The sequence below is a fragment of the Streptomyces sp. CNH287 genome (assembly GCF_000424825.1).
The window spans coordinates 60,921-75,406 of sequence record NZ_AUKQ01000005.1 but is presented as its reverse complement, the minus strand read 5'-3'; the positions used below and the strand labels follow the sequence as shown (position 1 = coordinate 75,406).

15 protein-coding genes are annotated in these 14,486 nt (G+C 71.8%); 5 read left to right on the top strand and 10 right to left on the bottom strand.

The genetic code is table 11. The annotated features are described in order from the left end of the window. Window positions 1-91 precede the first annotated feature (91 nt). Window positions 92-1,264 carry a GGDEF domain-containing protein gene (locus H299_RS0106635; RefSeq protein ID WP_027747771.1) on the bottom strand — a complete coding sequence of 391 codons (1,173 nt, stop codon included), beginning with the start codon at window positions 1,262-1,264 and terminating at the stop codon, window positions 92-94. A gap of 121 nt (window positions 1,265-1,385) precedes the next feature. Then, window positions 1,386-2,201, bottom strand: coding sequence for an enoyl-CoA hydratase-related protein (locus tag H299_RS0106630; protein WP_027747770.1), 816 nt, complete (start codon window positions 2,199-2,201; stop codon window positions 1,386-1,388). A gap of 109 nt (window positions 2,202-2,310) precedes the next feature. Here H299_RS0106630 and H299_RS0106625 point away from each other — a divergent pair, with 109 nt between their 5' ends. Further along, window positions 2,311-2,958 carry an HAD family hydrolase gene (locus H299_RS0106625; RefSeq protein WP_027747769.1) on the top strand — a complete coding sequence of 216 codons (648 nt, stop codon included), beginning with the start codon at window positions 2,311-2,313 and terminating at the stop codon, window positions 2,956-2,958. 40 nt (window positions 2,959-2,998) lie between these two features. Here H299_RS0106625 and H299_RS37415 read toward each other — a convergent pair whose 3' ends face one another. From H299_RS37415 to H299_RS37405, 5 genes are all read right to left on the bottom strand, one after another. After that, window positions 2,999-3,604 (bottom strand): DUF6461 domain-containing protein, encoded by a 606-nt coding sequence (locus H299_RS37415; RefSeq protein ID WP_051262191.1) that lies wholly within the window; start codon window positions 3,602-3,604, stop codon window positions 2,999-3,001. Window positions 3,605-3,672: 68 nt separating this feature from the next. Continuing rightward, the gene (locus tag H299_RS0106615) at window positions 3,673-4,602 is read right to left on the bottom strand and encodes an imine reductase family protein (RefSeq protein ID WP_078512520.1); all 930 of its coding nucleotides are present in this window, start codon (window positions 4,600-4,602) and stop codon (window positions 3,673-3,675) included. Window positions 4,603-4,751: 149 nt separating this feature from the next. Next, the gene (locus H299_RS37410; RefSeq protein WP_051262190.1) at window positions 4,752-5,852 is read right to left on the bottom strand and encodes a hypothetical protein; all 1,101 of its coding nucleotides are present in this window, start codon (window positions 5,850-5,852) and stop codon (window positions 4,752-4,754) included. Between the two features lie 186 nt (window positions 5,853-6,038). Continuing rightward, on the bottom strand, window positions 6,039-6,392 hold the full coding sequence (locus H299_RS0106605) for a hypothetical protein (protein ID WP_051262189.1): 354 nt from the start codon (window positions 6,390-6,392) through the stop codon (window positions 6,039-6,041). Further along, a complete protein-coding gene (locus tag H299_RS37405; protein ID WP_078512519.1) occupies window positions 6,389-6,679 on the bottom strand; it encodes a hypothetical protein in 291 nt (96 codons plus the stop codon). The genes H299_RS0106605 and H299_RS37405 overlap by 4 nt, the downstream gene beginning before the upstream one ends. Before the next feature lie 167 nt (window positions 6,680-6,846). Here H299_RS37405 and H299_RS0106595 point away from each other — a divergent pair, with 167 nt between their 5' ends. The 3 genes from H299_RS0106595 (at window position 6,847) to H299_RS39510 (ending at window position 9,485) form a co-directional block, all read left to right on the top strand. Continuing rightward, window positions 6,847-7,677: a helix-turn-helix domain-containing protein gene (locus tag H299_RS0106595; RefSeq protein WP_027747766.1), complete on the top strand. Its 831-nt coding sequence runs from the start codon at window positions 6,847-6,849 to the stop codon at window positions 7,675-7,677. After that, entirely contained in the window at window positions 7,674-7,895 is a 222-nt protein-coding gene (locus H299_RS0106590) for a DUF397 domain-containing protein (RefSeq protein WP_027747765.1), read from the top strand. Before H299_RS0106595 ends, H299_RS0106590 begins: the two co-directional genes overlap by 4 nt. A gap of 120 nt (window positions 7,896-8,015) precedes the next feature. Then, window positions 8,016-9,485: a hypothetical protein gene (locus H299_RS39510; protein WP_158692282.1), complete on the top strand. Its 1,470-nt coding sequence runs from the start codon at window positions 8,016-8,018 to the stop codon at window positions 9,483-9,485. 153 nt (window positions 9,486-9,638) lie between these two features. Here the strand turns inward: H299_RS39510 and H299_RS0106580 are convergent, their stop codons facing one another. Next, the gene (locus H299_RS0106580) at window positions 9,639-10,031 is read right to left on the bottom strand and encodes a nitroreductase family deazaflavin-dependent oxidoreductase (RefSeq protein ID WP_027747763.1); all 393 of its coding nucleotides are present in this window, start codon (window positions 10,029-10,031) and stop codon (window positions 9,639-9,641) included. A 154-nt stretch (window positions 10,032-10,185) separates the two neighbouring features. Between H299_RS0106580 and H299_RS0106575 the strand changes: the two genes are divergently transcribed. Further along, window positions 10,186-11,034, top strand: a complete 849-nt coding sequence (locus H299_RS0106575; RefSeq protein ID WP_027747762.1) for an SDR family NAD(P)-dependent oxidoreductase — start codon at window positions 10,186-10,188, stop codon at window positions 11,032-11,034. Window positions 11,035-11,109: 75 nt separating this feature from the next. Here H299_RS0106575 and H299_RS37400 read toward each other — a convergent pair whose 3' ends face one another. Both H299_RS37400 and H299_RS0106565 read right to left on the bottom strand, forming a co-directional pair. After that, on the bottom strand, window positions 11,110-12,966 hold the full coding sequence (locus H299_RS37400; protein ID WP_051262188.1) for a protein kinase domain-containing protein: 1,857 nt from the start codon (window positions 12,964-12,966) through the stop codon (window positions 11,110-11,112). Between the two features lie 518 nt (window positions 12,967-13,484). Next, on the bottom strand, window positions 13,485-14,450 hold the full coding sequence (locus tag H299_RS0106565) for an NAD(P)-dependent alcohol dehydrogenase (protein ID WP_027747761.1): 966 nt from the start codon (window positions 14,448-14,450) through the stop codon (window positions 13,485-13,487). Window positions 14,451-14,486: the final 36 nt, after the last annotated feature.

Below are 14,486 nucleotides of genomic sequence, written 5' to 3'. Positions count from 1 at the left end.
CACCGCACCTCCCGGCCTCGGGCGGCCGGCGGGGCGCCCGCCGGGCACCGCCTGGCACGCCCCTTTGGGCACCGAGAGCCGAAACGATTCTTCAACCCTGCTCGCCCCGGAACCGCCGCCGCTCCGCACCGGGGCGAGGCGGGGCGTCCGCGAGCCGGACCACCGGGTCGTCGGGACCGCCCTCCCGGCCCGCGACCACCGGCTTCGCAGCACGCGCGGCCTTCGCCCGGTACTGCGCCGCGTCCGCCAGCCGGAACAGCCTGCGCGCCGTACGCACCGGTCCGATCGGATCGCCCGTGGACGCGACCCCGCAGGCCACGCCCTCCCCCATGCCCGGCTGCGCGGCCCGGCGGCACAGCTCGTCCGCCGTACGCACCACCTCGTCCGCCGTCGGCCCCACGGCGACCAGGCAGAACTCGTCCCCGCCCAGCCGCGCCGCCAGCGCGCCGGGCAGCAGCGCCCCGCACCGCGACAGCACCGAGCCGAAGCGCTCCAGCAGCCGGTCACCGGCCGCGTGGCCGTGCACGTCGTTGACCCGCTTGAGCCCGTTGACGTCGCAGACGACGAGGCTGACCACGACGCCCTCTGCACGGTGCCGCTCCACACCCGCCGCCAGCCCGGCGTCCACGGCCCGGCGGTTGGCCAGCCCGGTGAGCGGGTCGGTGAAGGCGAGCCGCCGCACCTCCTCCAGCCGCTCGTTCTGGGCGATACCGGCGGCGATGATGGCGGCGAGGACCGTGGCGAAGTCCGCGTCGGCCCGCCCGAAGACCGGCGCGCCGACGGCGCGGGCGACGTACAGCTCGCCCCACGCCCGGCCGTGCAGCACGACCGGCGCGATCACGCAGCTGCCGCGCCCCCGGCGGCGCAGCGCGGCGGCGCGGGCGCCGGGGGGCGCGCCGGAGCGCTCGTCGGCCGTCTCCACCCAGGCGTGCGGCGCGCTGCCGCCGCCCGTGCCGTCACCGTCCGTGCCGCCACCGCCGCCCGCGCCACCGCCGGGCAGGACCTCGGTGATCTCCGGGAAGTCGTGCACCGGATACGACTCGTCCTCCGGGAACTCCTCCTCGCCGCCCGCCAGCGCCCCCACGTTCACCAGCACCCGCAGCCTGCCGCGCTCCCGCTCCCACACGGACAGCGCGGCGAACGACGCGCCCGTCGCCTCCCGCGCACCGCTCGCGGCGACGTACGCGGCCTCCAGCGGCGTACGCGCCGCCGCCATGGCCTGCGCCAGCTCCACGACGGCGCGCAACCGCGTGTCCTCTCCCATACCTCCAGGTTAGAAGCGTTCCCCCGCCCGTGCCGGGTCAGCGGCACCGGGTTCCCGGCCCGCCGACTCCATCAGGCCCAACCGGGTGGGGAGGGAGCGGGGCGGGGGCGCTGCTGGTGCTCTACTCCCCCGGCCAGTCCGGGGTGCGCTTCTCGTTGAAGGCCGCCACACCCTCCGCCCGGTCCCCGGAGAAGGCCACCCGGCGCCACGCCGCGTCCTCCACCTCCAGCCCGGCCCGCAGCTCCCTGCCCCAGCCGCCGCGCAGCGCCTCCTTGGCCGCGCGCAGGCCGACGGGCGAGTTCGCCGCGATGCGGGCCGCCAGGGCCAGCGCTTCGGCACGGGCCGCGCCGGGCTCCGCAAGCTGGTCGACCAGGCCCATCGCGTGCGCCTCGGGGCCCCCGACACGGCGTGCGGTGAAGATCAGCTCGGCGGCCCGCGCGGCACCCACCCGGCGCGGCAGCAACTGCGTACCGCCGCCGCCCGGGATCACCCCGACGGACACCTCGGGCAGCCCGACGACCGCCATCGGGTCGGCCACGATCAGGTCGCAGGAGAGCGCGATCTCGAACCCGCCGCCGAGCGCGTAGCCGTGCACGGCCGCGATCGTGGGCATCGGCAACTCCAGCACCCCGGTGTAGGCGGCGCGGGTGTACGGGCGCTGGCGGCTCAGCTCCTCGTCCGTGAGGGAGTTGCGCTCCTTGAGATCGGCACCCACGCAGAACGCCCGTTCGCTGCTGGAGGTGATCACGACGGCCCGCACCGCCCGCCACTCCGCGAGGTCCGCGCACGCCTCGCCGAGGCAGCGGGCCATCTCCGTCGAGATGGCGTTCATCGCCCGGGGCCGGTCCAGGACCAGTTCCGCGACGTGCGTCCGCCCCGCCTCCCCCGCGCCCTCCTCGTCGAACCGGACCTCGACCCACTCGCCGTACCGCGTCATCCCTGCCGTCCCCGCTCTCGTTAACGTTCGCTCACATGTGCGCTCCGCGGGCATCATCCCGTATGACCATCCCACCGCGACGCCCGAGCCACACCGCGAGGAGCCAACCGTGTCTGCACTGCCGTTCGAAGCCGTGCTCTGCGACATCGACGGAGTGCTCCGCCACTGGCCGGACTCCGGCGGACTCGACCGCGCCCACGGCTTCCCCCCGGGCACCCTCGCCGCGACGGCGTTCGCCGCGCCCCGGCTGCGCCCCGCGATCACCGGGGAGGTCACCGACGAGCAGTGGCGTGCGGCCGTCGCGTCCGACCTGACCCGGGCGCACGGGTCGGCCGAGCGGGCGCACGCCCTCGTCGCCGCCTGGTCGGCCGTCGTGCCGCGGGTGGACCGGGAGGCCGTGGCACTGCTCGCCCGGGTGAGCGAGACGATGCCTCTCGCACTGGTCTCCAACGCGACCACCCGGCTGGAGCGGGACCTGGTCCGGGACGGCCTGGACGCCCTCGCCCATGCCGTCGTCAACACCTCCCGCATCGGGGTCGCGAAGCCCGCGCAGGGCGTCTACCGCCTCGCCGCCGAGCGGCTCGGCGTACCGCCGGGGCGCTGCCTGTTCGTGGACGACACCGCCGCCAACGCCGACGCGGCGCGCGCGGCGGGGATGGCCGCCGTGCACTACCGCCGCGTCGAGGACCTCCGGGAGGCCGTCGCGCCCCTCCTCCCGAACGGGCGGGGGCGCCGCCGCGTCAGCAGGGACGGGTAGCGCTGTTCGCCTCGGTTCGGTACGGATGCGGACCGAGCGGTCAGACCCCGGTGTCCGGTCTGGGCCGGAGTCGGGCGCTGAGCACCGGATGGAAGGTGAGGTCGGCATGGGGGAGGCCGATGCCGAGGTCCTCGGCGAGGCGGTAGAACAGCCCTCGTTGGCCGAGCGGACCGAAGTCCCCGTGCTCCGGCGAGGCCCCCAGCGCGCGCATCGCCGAAGTGAACCGTTGTGGGTCGCGGCCCTCGTAACGCTCAGGGGTGAAGGGCCCCAGCGTGTCGATACCGGTGACGAGGTGCCCGTCCTCGGCGTAGCGGAAGTCCACCATGGGCTTCACGTTGGCGTGCAACATCAGTGCCTGCGTCCCCCTCGACACTTCGCAGATCAGCTGGTTGTCGCCATCGGAGCACAACCAACTGCTGTGCTCCCACGCCCACGCCCACTCCCCGCACCGACCAGCGCTGACGACGTACGAGTCAGTGGCGTCCAGCAATTCCCCGAACTCCTCGTAGAAGTCCTCCTGGTCGCGCACGACCGGGACCTCGTCCACACCCATCCGTTCCAGCAGCTCGCGCGCCGGGATGTCGCGCGCGAAGGTCAGGCTCAGCAGCGGAAGATCGCTGCCGTACATCCAGCCCAGCCCCGTCATCTGCGCTCCTCTCGCTCGGGCTTCGCCGTCCCTGAGACGCTAGAGGTCGCCACTGACAACCGAGGCGCTCAGACAGGCCCCGCGCCCTCGCGGAGCGTCTCCACGACGCTGGCGATGCCGTCCGCGCCGTGCCCGGCCGCCGCCGCGCGCGCCAGCAGGGTGGCGGCCAGGTCCGGCACGTCCGTACGTACGCCCGCCGTGCGGCTGGTGGCCACGAGATGGTCCATCGCCGCCGCGTGCACCTCCACGGTGCCGTCGTCGTCCGGGTAGCTGCCCCGCGCGATCTGGCGGGCGTGGTCCGTCATCAGCGAGGCGACGAACGGCATGTGCCCGGCCGCCACCTCCGCGAAGGCGACCGGGTCGACGCCGTCCGCGCCGGTGAGCGCGACCGCGTGGTAGAAGCCCGCCAGCGCGCCCCAGGCCAGACCGAACAGTGCGGTGTCGTACACGGCGGCCAGTCCCGGTTCGGCCCCCAGGTGCACGGAGTTGCCCAGCGCCGCGAGCGCCGTACGGTGCGCGGCGAACGCATCCGGCGAACCGCTGAAGACGAACAGCGCCTCGGGGCGGCCGACCAGCCGGGTACCGCTCATCGCGGCGCCGTCCAGGTAGGCCGCGGCGCCGAATCCGGCCGCGCGGTCCGCCATGGTGCGGCCCTCCTCCGGAGTGCCGGAGGTCAGGTTCACCAGCACCCGGCCGCGCAGGCTCGCGGCGACGGGGGCGAGCACGCCGCGCACGGTGTCGTAGTCCGGCAGGCACACGACCACCAACTGGGCGGCCTCGACGGCCTCCGCCACCGTGGCCGCGCGGACGGCGCCGCGTGCGACGAGGGGGTCCGCCTTCGCGGCCGTACGGTTCCACACGGTCGTGGCGTAACCGGCGGCGAGGAACGCCTCGGCGAGCCGGGCCCCCATCTGCCCGAACCCGATCACCGCCACGGCGTTCTCCTGCCCGCTCCCGTGCTTGTTCCCGTGCGTGTTCTCGTTCGCGTTCCCGGACATCCCGTACGCTCCTCGCTCCGCAGGCGTCCACTGCGGGGCGGGCGCCCCTCGTGGTGTGGGACCACCTTGCCGAGCGACACTGTCGGAACCCTTTCGGCCCGCTGTCGGCGCTGCCGGGGTCGCCTCCCGCCCCGCGCCCCGCGCCTGCCTCAGCCCTCGCCGACCTGCGCGATGGCCCTTTTCACCTTGGCCACCTGGGCGTCCAGGATGACCGGGTCGATCTGCCCGTCCCCGACATACGTCGCTAGGTCCGAGCTGGTGAGTACGACGAGCACCGTCCCCACGCGCACCACGTTGTACTTGGTGCCCGACTCCTCCCCGAAGGCCACGGATTCCTCACCGGATTCCGGATCGAGTGCCTTGCTGATCGGATCGAATTCCCAGCCGTCCCCGTCCGAGAAGTCCGACGGGCAAGCGTCCAGCGACATCCGGAGATCCTTCAGCACGGCGCTCGCCTCCTCCGTGCTGGCATAGGAGTCGAGGAAGATCCGGTATCCGTAGTAGCCGTCCCCACGTGCGTCGGCCAGGGCCCCTTGGAAGCGGGCGTGTCGCGGGCGCTGGGGTTGGGCGCTGTAGAGATCCATGAACGGCTGGCACTCGGCCGGGTCGGCCTTCGGGTCCGTGATCTCCAGCTCCTCCGGCTGCGAAGGGCTGACCTCCGGCGGAAGCTCCGACGGATCGAGCGCCGCCAGCTTCAGATCCTCCGCCGACAGCACCGCGCCGCCCGCGGGTTCGGCATCGCTCGCGTCCCGCTGAGCGGTCGACCCGGTCGACCCGGTCGACGTGGTCGGCCGGGCATGCGGCGCGTCGTCGGTGTCGATCAGCGCCGCGCCCCCGTACACCCCGAGCGCAGCCAGGGCGAGCAGCAGGGCGGCTGCGAAGGCGAGGGAAACCCGCGCGCCGGGCGTGTTGTTGATCGTGAGCGGGCCCAGCGCTATCTGGCTGTGCCGTACCCGGCTGCCCGTGATGACCACGCTTCCGGTCGTCTGCTGTACGGGGGCATGCAGAAGTACGGCGAGCCGATCGGCGAATTCGGGGTCGCCGCTGATGTCGTCGGTAAGGGCGTCCTGCACATCCCGTTGGGCAGCGGGATCACCAGGAGAGGCGTTCAGGCCGTCCAGAGCCGCGCGACCACGGGCGGAGCGGTTCAACCTGTCCTGCGTGAACTGGGACGCCACGGTGCCGGCCGCGCCACCCAGGGCGGAGGACAGGGCCTGCGCAGCTAACGCCGCCAAGTCGTTCTGGTCCACGCGACACCTCCGGTGTGTCATCTCCGCTGCGACCATCTTCGTCATGTCCGCAACATGCCGCGACGCCGTAACCGGACACCCGCGACTCCGGGGCCAAGTCGATCCCGGCCCGCGATGTGTGGCGTTCACGGCCGTCCCGGCATGCGGTGGAGAGTCACCGCATGCCGGGAGCGTCAGGCAGTCGGCTCAGCCGGGGCCGCCGCCCGCCTCCTCCGCCTCGCCGTCCGCGCCGCCCTCGGGGAGGCGGGCGCCGCGGCTGTCCGCGATACGGATGGCGTCGCTCAGCGACTCGACGGTGCGGCGCAGCGCGAACCGTACGGCCTGCTCCCCCGCCGTGCCGTCGGCCAGGACGGCGCGCGCACCGCCCACCACGTCGGCTCCGCTGGCGAGTTGGGCATCCTCCATGTCGTCTGCGAGCCGGGTGACGATCCCCGGCGTGCCACCCGGCTTGAGGTAGCAGGGCAGCCCGTCGGGGGTCGTCCACGGCAGCAGGCGCAGACCGGGTGTCGGCACGGTGGTCCGGCGGAACTCGTGCGTCATCGCGCGGCCACCTCCACGCCGTGCGTGGTCAGCCAGAGCCGACGGCGGGGCGCCGGTCGCGCGGCGCGCTGGGCGCGGCGCTCGGCGGGGGTGAGCAGGTACGGGCGCACCAGCGGGCCGCCGTCCTCGTACAGGAGCACTGCCGGGGCGGGCCGAGGCGTGGGCGGGTCCGGCACGGCGGCCGGTACGGGGGCCACCTCGTGCTCGTCCGGCGCCGCACGGCGGCCTCCGGTGGCTGGTAGTAGCCCGCGCAACAACAACTCGACCAACCTCGCGATAGCGTGCATCCGTCGTCAACTCCTCTGTGGTTGATGGCCACGCCCCCGGGCCGTCTCGCCACGGTCGCGGGGGACCCACATTCATCACTGTGGGTAATGACATCGTCGCGGTGCGCGCGTACTCTCGGGAAGGGCTTGATGTCCCAAGCCCCGTTGTGGGAGAGGAGTTGGCGTCCGTGGTGGCTCGACAGCGTGAACTGACGCCTGACCGGAGTGCCCGTCACCTCTTCGGTGCGGAGATGCGCGGGCGCCGCACGGCGGCGGGCATGAGCCTTGAGCGGCTAGCAGGTGTGGTGCTGGTGAGCCGCAGCCATCTCGCGCGGATCGAGGTGGCGGAGTACATGATTCCGCCCGAGCTGCCCGCCCAACTGGACGCGGCCTTCCAGACCGACGGCCTGTTCGGCAAGCTCTACGGCCTTGCCCGGCACGAGGTCCATCCGGACAAGTACCGGCGTCGCATGGAGTTGGAGACGCGCGCCCGGGCGATCGAGTGCTACGCCGGGCAGCTCGTACCTGGGCTGGTGCAGACCGAGGGCTACGCACGCGCGCTGTTCCGGGTGAGCAATCCCCGTGCCACTGCGGACGAGATCGATCAGAAGGTGGCGGTTCGCCTGGGCCGTCAGACGCTGCTGGAGTCCGACCCCGCGCCCCACCTGTCCGTCATTCTCGACGAAGCGACCATACGGCGGCCGATCGGCGGCGCCGCCGTGATGCGCGAACAGCTCGCCCGGCTCGCTGACCTGGTGGACACCCCGACGAGCACGGTGCAAGTCCTCCCGTTCGAGCATGGCGAACACGCCCTGCTGGGCGGCACGTTGGACTTGTTGACGCTGGACGACGGCACGGTGGTGGCCTATGAGGAGAGCATTTCCACCGGGCAACTGCTGGAGGACACGGAGCGGGTGACGCACCGCAGCAGGTCATACGATCTGCTCAGCGCGTACGCTCTGTCGCCGACACGGACGGCGACGTTCATCCGTTCCGTCATGGAGGCTTTACCGCAATGATCAGGACAACGGACCTCTCCGACGCTCAGTGGATCAAGTCCAGCCACAGCAACGGCGACGGCGGCGCCTGCGTCGAGTGGGCACCGTCGACTGCCGCCACCGGCGCCATCCCGGTGCGAGACAGCAAGTGTCCCGGCGGGCCAGCCCTGGTGTTCGCGGCGGCTGGGTGGGCCGCCTTCGTCACTGCCGTCAAAGACGGGCAATTGCACGCTGACTGACGTGGATCGATCGCATGCTCTGCACCGGTCTGCGGCGGCTCGGCCGAGCAGCGCCCTCGGGCCCTCCTCCCGGGCGCCCGGGACTGAACCTGGTACCGAAAGCTAGACGGGGACTGTGCCATGCCTGACAAGCAGAAGTTACCTCTGAGCCTGATGTACGAACCCGACACCTACCTGTGCTCATGGCTCCTCCCTGACGGGGTTGGTGGCTACATCGACATACCAGGCGACCTTGTACTGCGGCCCCTGCGCCATCCCACTGGGCAGGTATACGGCGCTGTGCCGTTGCAGCGCACGCACCACGCGCCAGGTGTCATTGGAACAGACTTCCCTCAGGACATCAGCGTCCCGGTCCTACATGGGAGGCTGGCCAACGGCGGATCTGTCATGCTGCTGGACGCGCATATCCAGCTCTTCGACAAGACTGGCTACATCGCCGGTTCCGCTGCCCTTCTGGGTAAAGCTGCCTTCTTGGGTCTTGTCGGTGCACCAGAGGCACCTACCGGAACGGTCCCGCCTCTCGTCACCTCGGCAACCTTCCAGATCACAGCCCTGGACGCAGCACTTGGTGTTCACCCCATCAAGGATGTCTCGAACCCTCTTCTGCCGGGTGTGGAAGAAGGTCGATATGCAGCAACAGTCAACGTCGGTGCTACAGGAACGTGGTCGACTCAGGGCGCTGAACTCACCGTGAGGTATTACCAACGCATGCGCGCCATGGACCCGTGCGAGTTCAACCTGGCCTTCAGTCCCGTGGCAACTGTGACCCTGACCGAGGCGAAGCCGCTCGCAGTCGCCCTTGATGAGTACATCGAATCGCTACGCAAGATCCTCTCGATCGCTACCGGTAAGCCACAGGACCTGTCCTACCTTCACGTGGAACTCGAAGGCCGGGAAGGCGACCACCAGGTGTTTGGCACCGGTATCACGCAGTCCCCTTTCGCCAGCTCCACCTCTGCCTATCGAACTCACAACAGCGCCGTACGAGCCCTCCCCGACAAGCTCTCCCTCCTGGAACTCGTCACGCAATGGTCCCGGTACGCCGCCGCGCACCACCCCCTGGTGGAGACGTACGGAGCAATGCTGCACACGCGCGACCAGCACCCCCGCTCCCGCTATCTGTTGCTGATCCAAGCCCTGGAAGGTCTGTACGGATACGAAACCAAGGCTATTTCCGAGGAACAACAAGCCAAGCACACTGCCAGCCGCAAAGAGGCCCTGGTGCAAGCAAAGAAGGATCTCGATACTGCGACCTACAAGTTCATCAAGCTGCACCTGTCAAAGAAGCCGTTCGCAGGGCTCGATTCGGCCCTCGATGCCCTGTTCACGGGCCTGCCCGTGAACATCACGGACCGCCTGAGTGCAACAGAACTCGTCAAGGAAGTGCAGGCAGCGAACAACATCAGCGCCCTCACCACATCAGGTGCCTTGCGGGTGGTCCGCAACGACCTCGCTCACGGAAATCGAGGCTACGAACCTCACCGCCTGCAAGAAGTTGTGCGCCTCCTGGAGTTCATCGTACGCGGACACTCCCTGCGCGTCCTGGGGTGCCCTGAAAGGGTGATCAGCCGCGTTTTCCCCACAGAGTGACTGGCCGTTCTCAATCCATTCGCGGAGTCGATCGGACGACGGTGTCCACCCACTCAACGCTCGGCGCGGTCCGCTTCCACGAATTCGCACTCTGCGGGCGAGAGTGCCGTACGAGGAGTCGAGTCAAGATTCACCGACGGCGTTGGGGACGCGTCAGTCGGCGCGGAGTTCGGTGGCCGTGACCTCCAGGTAGTCGTGGACGCGGACCAGGCCCATGACCGCGCGGGCCGGGCGGGGCAGCAGCTCGCGGCCCGTACGGCCGTGCAGGCGGGTGGGCTCGGTGAGGCGGTAGCGGCGGCCCGCGCGGGCCAACTCGCCGCCGTCCGCCGCCAGTACGTTCCGCACCCAGTCGGCGTCCGCGCCGTACACCAGGGCGATCACCCAGCCCCGTTCGGTGCGGAACGCCTGCACCGGGTTCCGGTACGGCCTGCCGCTGCGGCGGCCCACGTGCTCGACCAGGGCGAACGGCGGCAGCCGGCGGGCGACGGGCGCCATGACCGGGTTGACGAACCGGTCGACCCTCCGGAAGGCGCGGGGCAGGGGCATCGCGGGTCTCCTCGTACGTCGTCGAGCCGGGCGGCGTGCGTTGTCCTCTACTGCGCTGCGCTGTTCTCACGACCGTGGCGCCCCGCTGGTGGTGGCAACACCAGGTTCGGCACACGCTCCCGAGTGTCCCACCGCGCCTGCCAGGATCGCGGCCATGGACCGACACACCACTCTGATCACCGGCGCGACCCAAGGGCTGGGCCGTGGCATCGCGCTCGAACTCGCCGCACGCGGCCACACCGTGCTGCTGCACGGCCGCGACCGCACCCGCCTCGACGCGGTGGCGGCCGAGGCCCGCGCCGCCGCACCGGACGCCGCAGTCCCGGGCACCACCGTCCGCACCTACCTCGCCGATCTGGCCGACCTCGACCAGGTGCGCGCGCTGGCCGCACGGGTGCGTGCGGCCGAGCCCCGCCTCGACGCGCTGGTCAACAACGCGGTGGCCGGCGGCGGCGCCGAGCCCCTGCGGCGGGAACTGAGCAGGCAGGGCCACGAGTTGCGGTTCGCGGTGAACCACCTGGCCCCGTACGCCCTCACCCGTGACCTGCTGCCGCTGCTGACCGCGTCCGCGCCCGCCCGGGTGGTGAACGTGGCGTCGGTCGGGCAGGACGCCGTCGACTTCACCGACGTCATGCTGGAACGCGACTACGAGGGCCTGCGCGCCTACTGCCGGAGCAAGCTCGCGATGATCATGGCGAGTTTCGAGCTCGCGGCCGAACTCGACGGCACCGGCGTCACCGTGAACACCCTGCACCCGGCCCACCTCATGGACACCGAGGGCGTGCGCGCGTACGGCCTCACCCCGGCGGTGGACGTCGAGGAGGGCGTACGGCCGACCGTGCGGCTGGTCACCGATCCGCAGCTGGCCGCGACCACCGGCCGCTACTTCGACCGGTTCACCGACGCCCGCGCGCACGCGCAGGCGTACGACGCGGAGGCCCGGCAGCGCCTGATGCGGCTGACCCACGCCCTGCTCGACCGTGCCGACGCATCGCCTGCGTGACGGCAAGCCGGGCAGCGCCCAGCGCGGGTGGCTTCCGGCCGCCGCCACCGCGTCGGCGCCGACGCCAAGCGCTCCTCACTCGCTCCAGCGCTCCGACAACGACCGGGCGTGCAGGGCGTCGGGATGATCCGCACCCAGGACACGCGCCCGGTCGGCGGCGACCCCGGCCAGCAGGCGCGCAGCCTCCGCACGTTCCCCCGCCTCCCCCAGCTCACAGGCATGGCTGTAGCGGGCGTACAGCGCGTCGTAGTGGTCGGCACCCAGCACGCGTGCCCGGTCGGCGGCCACCTCGGCCAGCAACCGCGCAGCCTCCGTATGATCCCCCAGATTTCCGAGGTTGGAGGCGTAGAGACAGCGGGCGTTCAGGGTGTCAGGATGGTCGGCCCCCAGCACCCGCGCCGAGTCGGCGATCAACTCGCCGTACACCCGCCGCGCCTCCGCGTACTCCCCCGCCGACCGTAGTTCCCAGGCGAGATGATGGCGGCTGAGCAGGCTGTCGTAGTGGTCGGCACCCAACACCCGCGCCCGGTCGGCGGCCACCTCACCGTGCAGCCGCGCGGACTCCGCATGATCCCCCGAGCTTCCGACGTTGCCCGCGTGGGTGCTGCGGACATAGAGGGTGTCGTAGTGATCGGCACCCAGCACCCGCGCCCGGTCGGCGGCCACCTCGGCCAACAGGCGCGCAGCCTCCGCATGCTCCCCCAGATTTCCGAGGTTGGAGGCGTAGAGGCAGCGGGCGTTCAGGGTGTCAGGATGGTCGGCCCCCAGCACCCGCGCCGAGTCGGCGGCGAGTCCGGCGTAGCGCTGTGCCGCCACCGCATGCTCGCCCGCCTGACCCAGAAAGTAGGCATGGAGGTGGCGGGAGAGCAGGGTGTCGTAGTGGTCGGCCCCCAGCACCCGCGCCCGATCGGCAACCACCTCCCCAAGCAACCGCGCCGCCTCCCCATGCTCACCCGCCTCCCCCAGCTCACAGGCATCGCGGTGGCGCCGGTCCAGCTCTTCCGGGTCCGGCGCGGGTGGGGTGGGGGTGACCGAGGTGTACGGCCGGGTGGGGGGTGTGGCGTGTGCGTGGATGAGCGTCGTGACGGCATGGGGCCACGGCGTGGCGTCGGAGAAATCAGCGGGCGGGTCCCAGTGGGAGGCGATCTGGTCGAGGAGTTGACCGGCGGTGGGCCGCCTGGCGGGGTCCTTGGCCAGGCAGGTGCTGACCAGTCGGCGTATCGGGCCGTCCAGTCCGTCCAGCTGCGGCTCGCCGGAGACCACGCGGTAGAGGACCGCCAACGGCTGGCCCTGGCCGAAAGGGTGGACGCCGGTGGCGGCGAAGGCGAGCACGGCGCCGAGGGAGAAGACGTCGCTGGGCAGCCCGACCTGGCCGCCTTCCGCCTGCTCCGGCGACATGAAGCCGGGCGTGCCTATGGACGTGCCGTCCCTGGTCACCTCGGTCGCGTCCGCCGCACGGGCGATCCCGAAGTCGATCACCCGCGGGCCGTCCCCGGCCAGCAGCACGTTCGACGGCTTGAGGTCGCGGTGGAGCAGACCCTCGGTGTGGATGGCCCGCAGCGCCTCGGCCAACCCGGCCGCCAGTGGCCACACCGAGCTTTCCGGCAGCGGTCCGGTCCTGGCCACGGCCTCGGCCAGCGTCGGCCCGGGGACGAACACCGTCGCGATCCACGGCGCATCGTCGTCCGGACCGGCCGCCACCACCGGCGCGGTGAACGCGCCGCTGACCGACCCTGCGGCGGCCACCTCCCGCCGGAAACGGCGCCGGAACTCCGCCTGCCGCGCCAGATGCGGATGCACGATCTTCACCGCCACCGCACGCCCGCCTGGCGACCGCCCCAGGAACACCTCCCCCATTCCGCCCGAGCCCAGGCGGCCCCGCAGCACGAACTCACCCACCCGCACCGGGTCCCCCGCCACCAGCGGCTCCATGCCGCCCCCTCTCCTGCCGTCCCGCACCCACCGAACGGTGCCCGGCACCTGCCCGGCCGGACTTGAACCCGCTTCCCCCACACGGGTTGCAGCGCGGGTGACAGCGTAGTTTCCCGTAGCCGGGAGGGCGCCTCACAGACCGTCGGGCTGCGCCGGACGCGTGCCGTTCGACCTCGCGGGGGCGGATGCGGGGCCTCCCGTCGCTGGGAGAGTGCTGTGCCTCGGACGCATTGTTGTTCCTGTGCGCTCCTCGTCGCCAGTGTGGTGAACCGTGCAGCATCGAGCGGCCTACACGGGCTGAGTGTGCTGCCGTCCATGCCGGTGCGACGCGGCGGGCGCGCGCATCGCGCTGCGCGCGGTCGGTGCGGGCGCGTCGCTGGGTCTGAGGCTGCCGGTCACCGGCATCACCTGTCAGACGCCGTCCTGCGGCTCCCTCCACCAGGGGTCTCACGCCTGCCTCATCGGCCGAGCGGCGAGGACCGGGCACGGTGGTGGACAGAGAAGGTCTGCAACAACCTTCAGTCGACCCTGACCACGTACTTGCCCCGCACCCCGCCCGCCTCCAGCGCCCGGTGTGCCGAGGCCGTCTCTTCCAGCGGGAAGACTGTGTCCACCGCCGGCCGCAGCTTCCCCTCCGCCACCTGGCGGGCGACTTCGTCGAAGAGCGCGCGTCCGGGGTTGCCGCTGAAGAAGCGCACCCGGCCGCGTCCGTGGACGGCGCTGACCGCGATGTAGCCCAGCGAGGCGGCGGGCCGCGTCTGGTCGAAGGCGATGGCGACCATGCGACCGCCGGGCTTCAGCATCCGCCGTACGGTACGCAGGTCGGTGCCCGCCGTGTCGAGGACCACGTCGAACAGTCCCAGTTCCGCGGGGGACATGGTCCGGTGGTCGGCGGCGTGGTGGGCACCGAGCGTACGGACGAAGTCGAGGTTGGCAGCGCGGGCCAGGGCCGTGACCTCGGCGCCGTACGCCTGTCCGAGCTGGACGGCGGCGTTGCCGACGCCGCCCGCCGCACCCCGTACGAGCAGCCGTTCGCCGGGGCTCACTGCGGCCTTGTCGCGGAGAGCCGTGACGGCTGTGGTGGCCACCGGCAGTGCGGCGGCGGCCAGGAGGTCCAGCCCGTCCGGGACCCGGCCGAGCCGCTCGGGCCGTACCGTCACGTACTCGGCGGCGCTGCCGAATCCGGAGCTGCGGCCCAGGACGCCCCACACCCGGTCGCCGACCGCTACGCCAGTCGCGCCGGTGCCGAGTGCGGCGATTTCGCCAGTGAAGTCCAGCCCGATGCGCTGTGGGAACTTCCGGCCGGTGAGGAGGCGGACCCGGCCGGAACGGGCGGCCAGTTCGCCGCTGTTCACGCTGAACGCGTGCACGCGTACGAGGACCTCGCCGGGTGCCGGTCCGGGGCGTGGCACCCGGCCCACGTACAGCACCTCAGGGCCGCCGAAGCGGTCGAACAGTACGGCTCTCATCGTGCGGTCGTCCATCGTTGCGTTCTCACCTTCGCCACCAGAGGTCTTGCG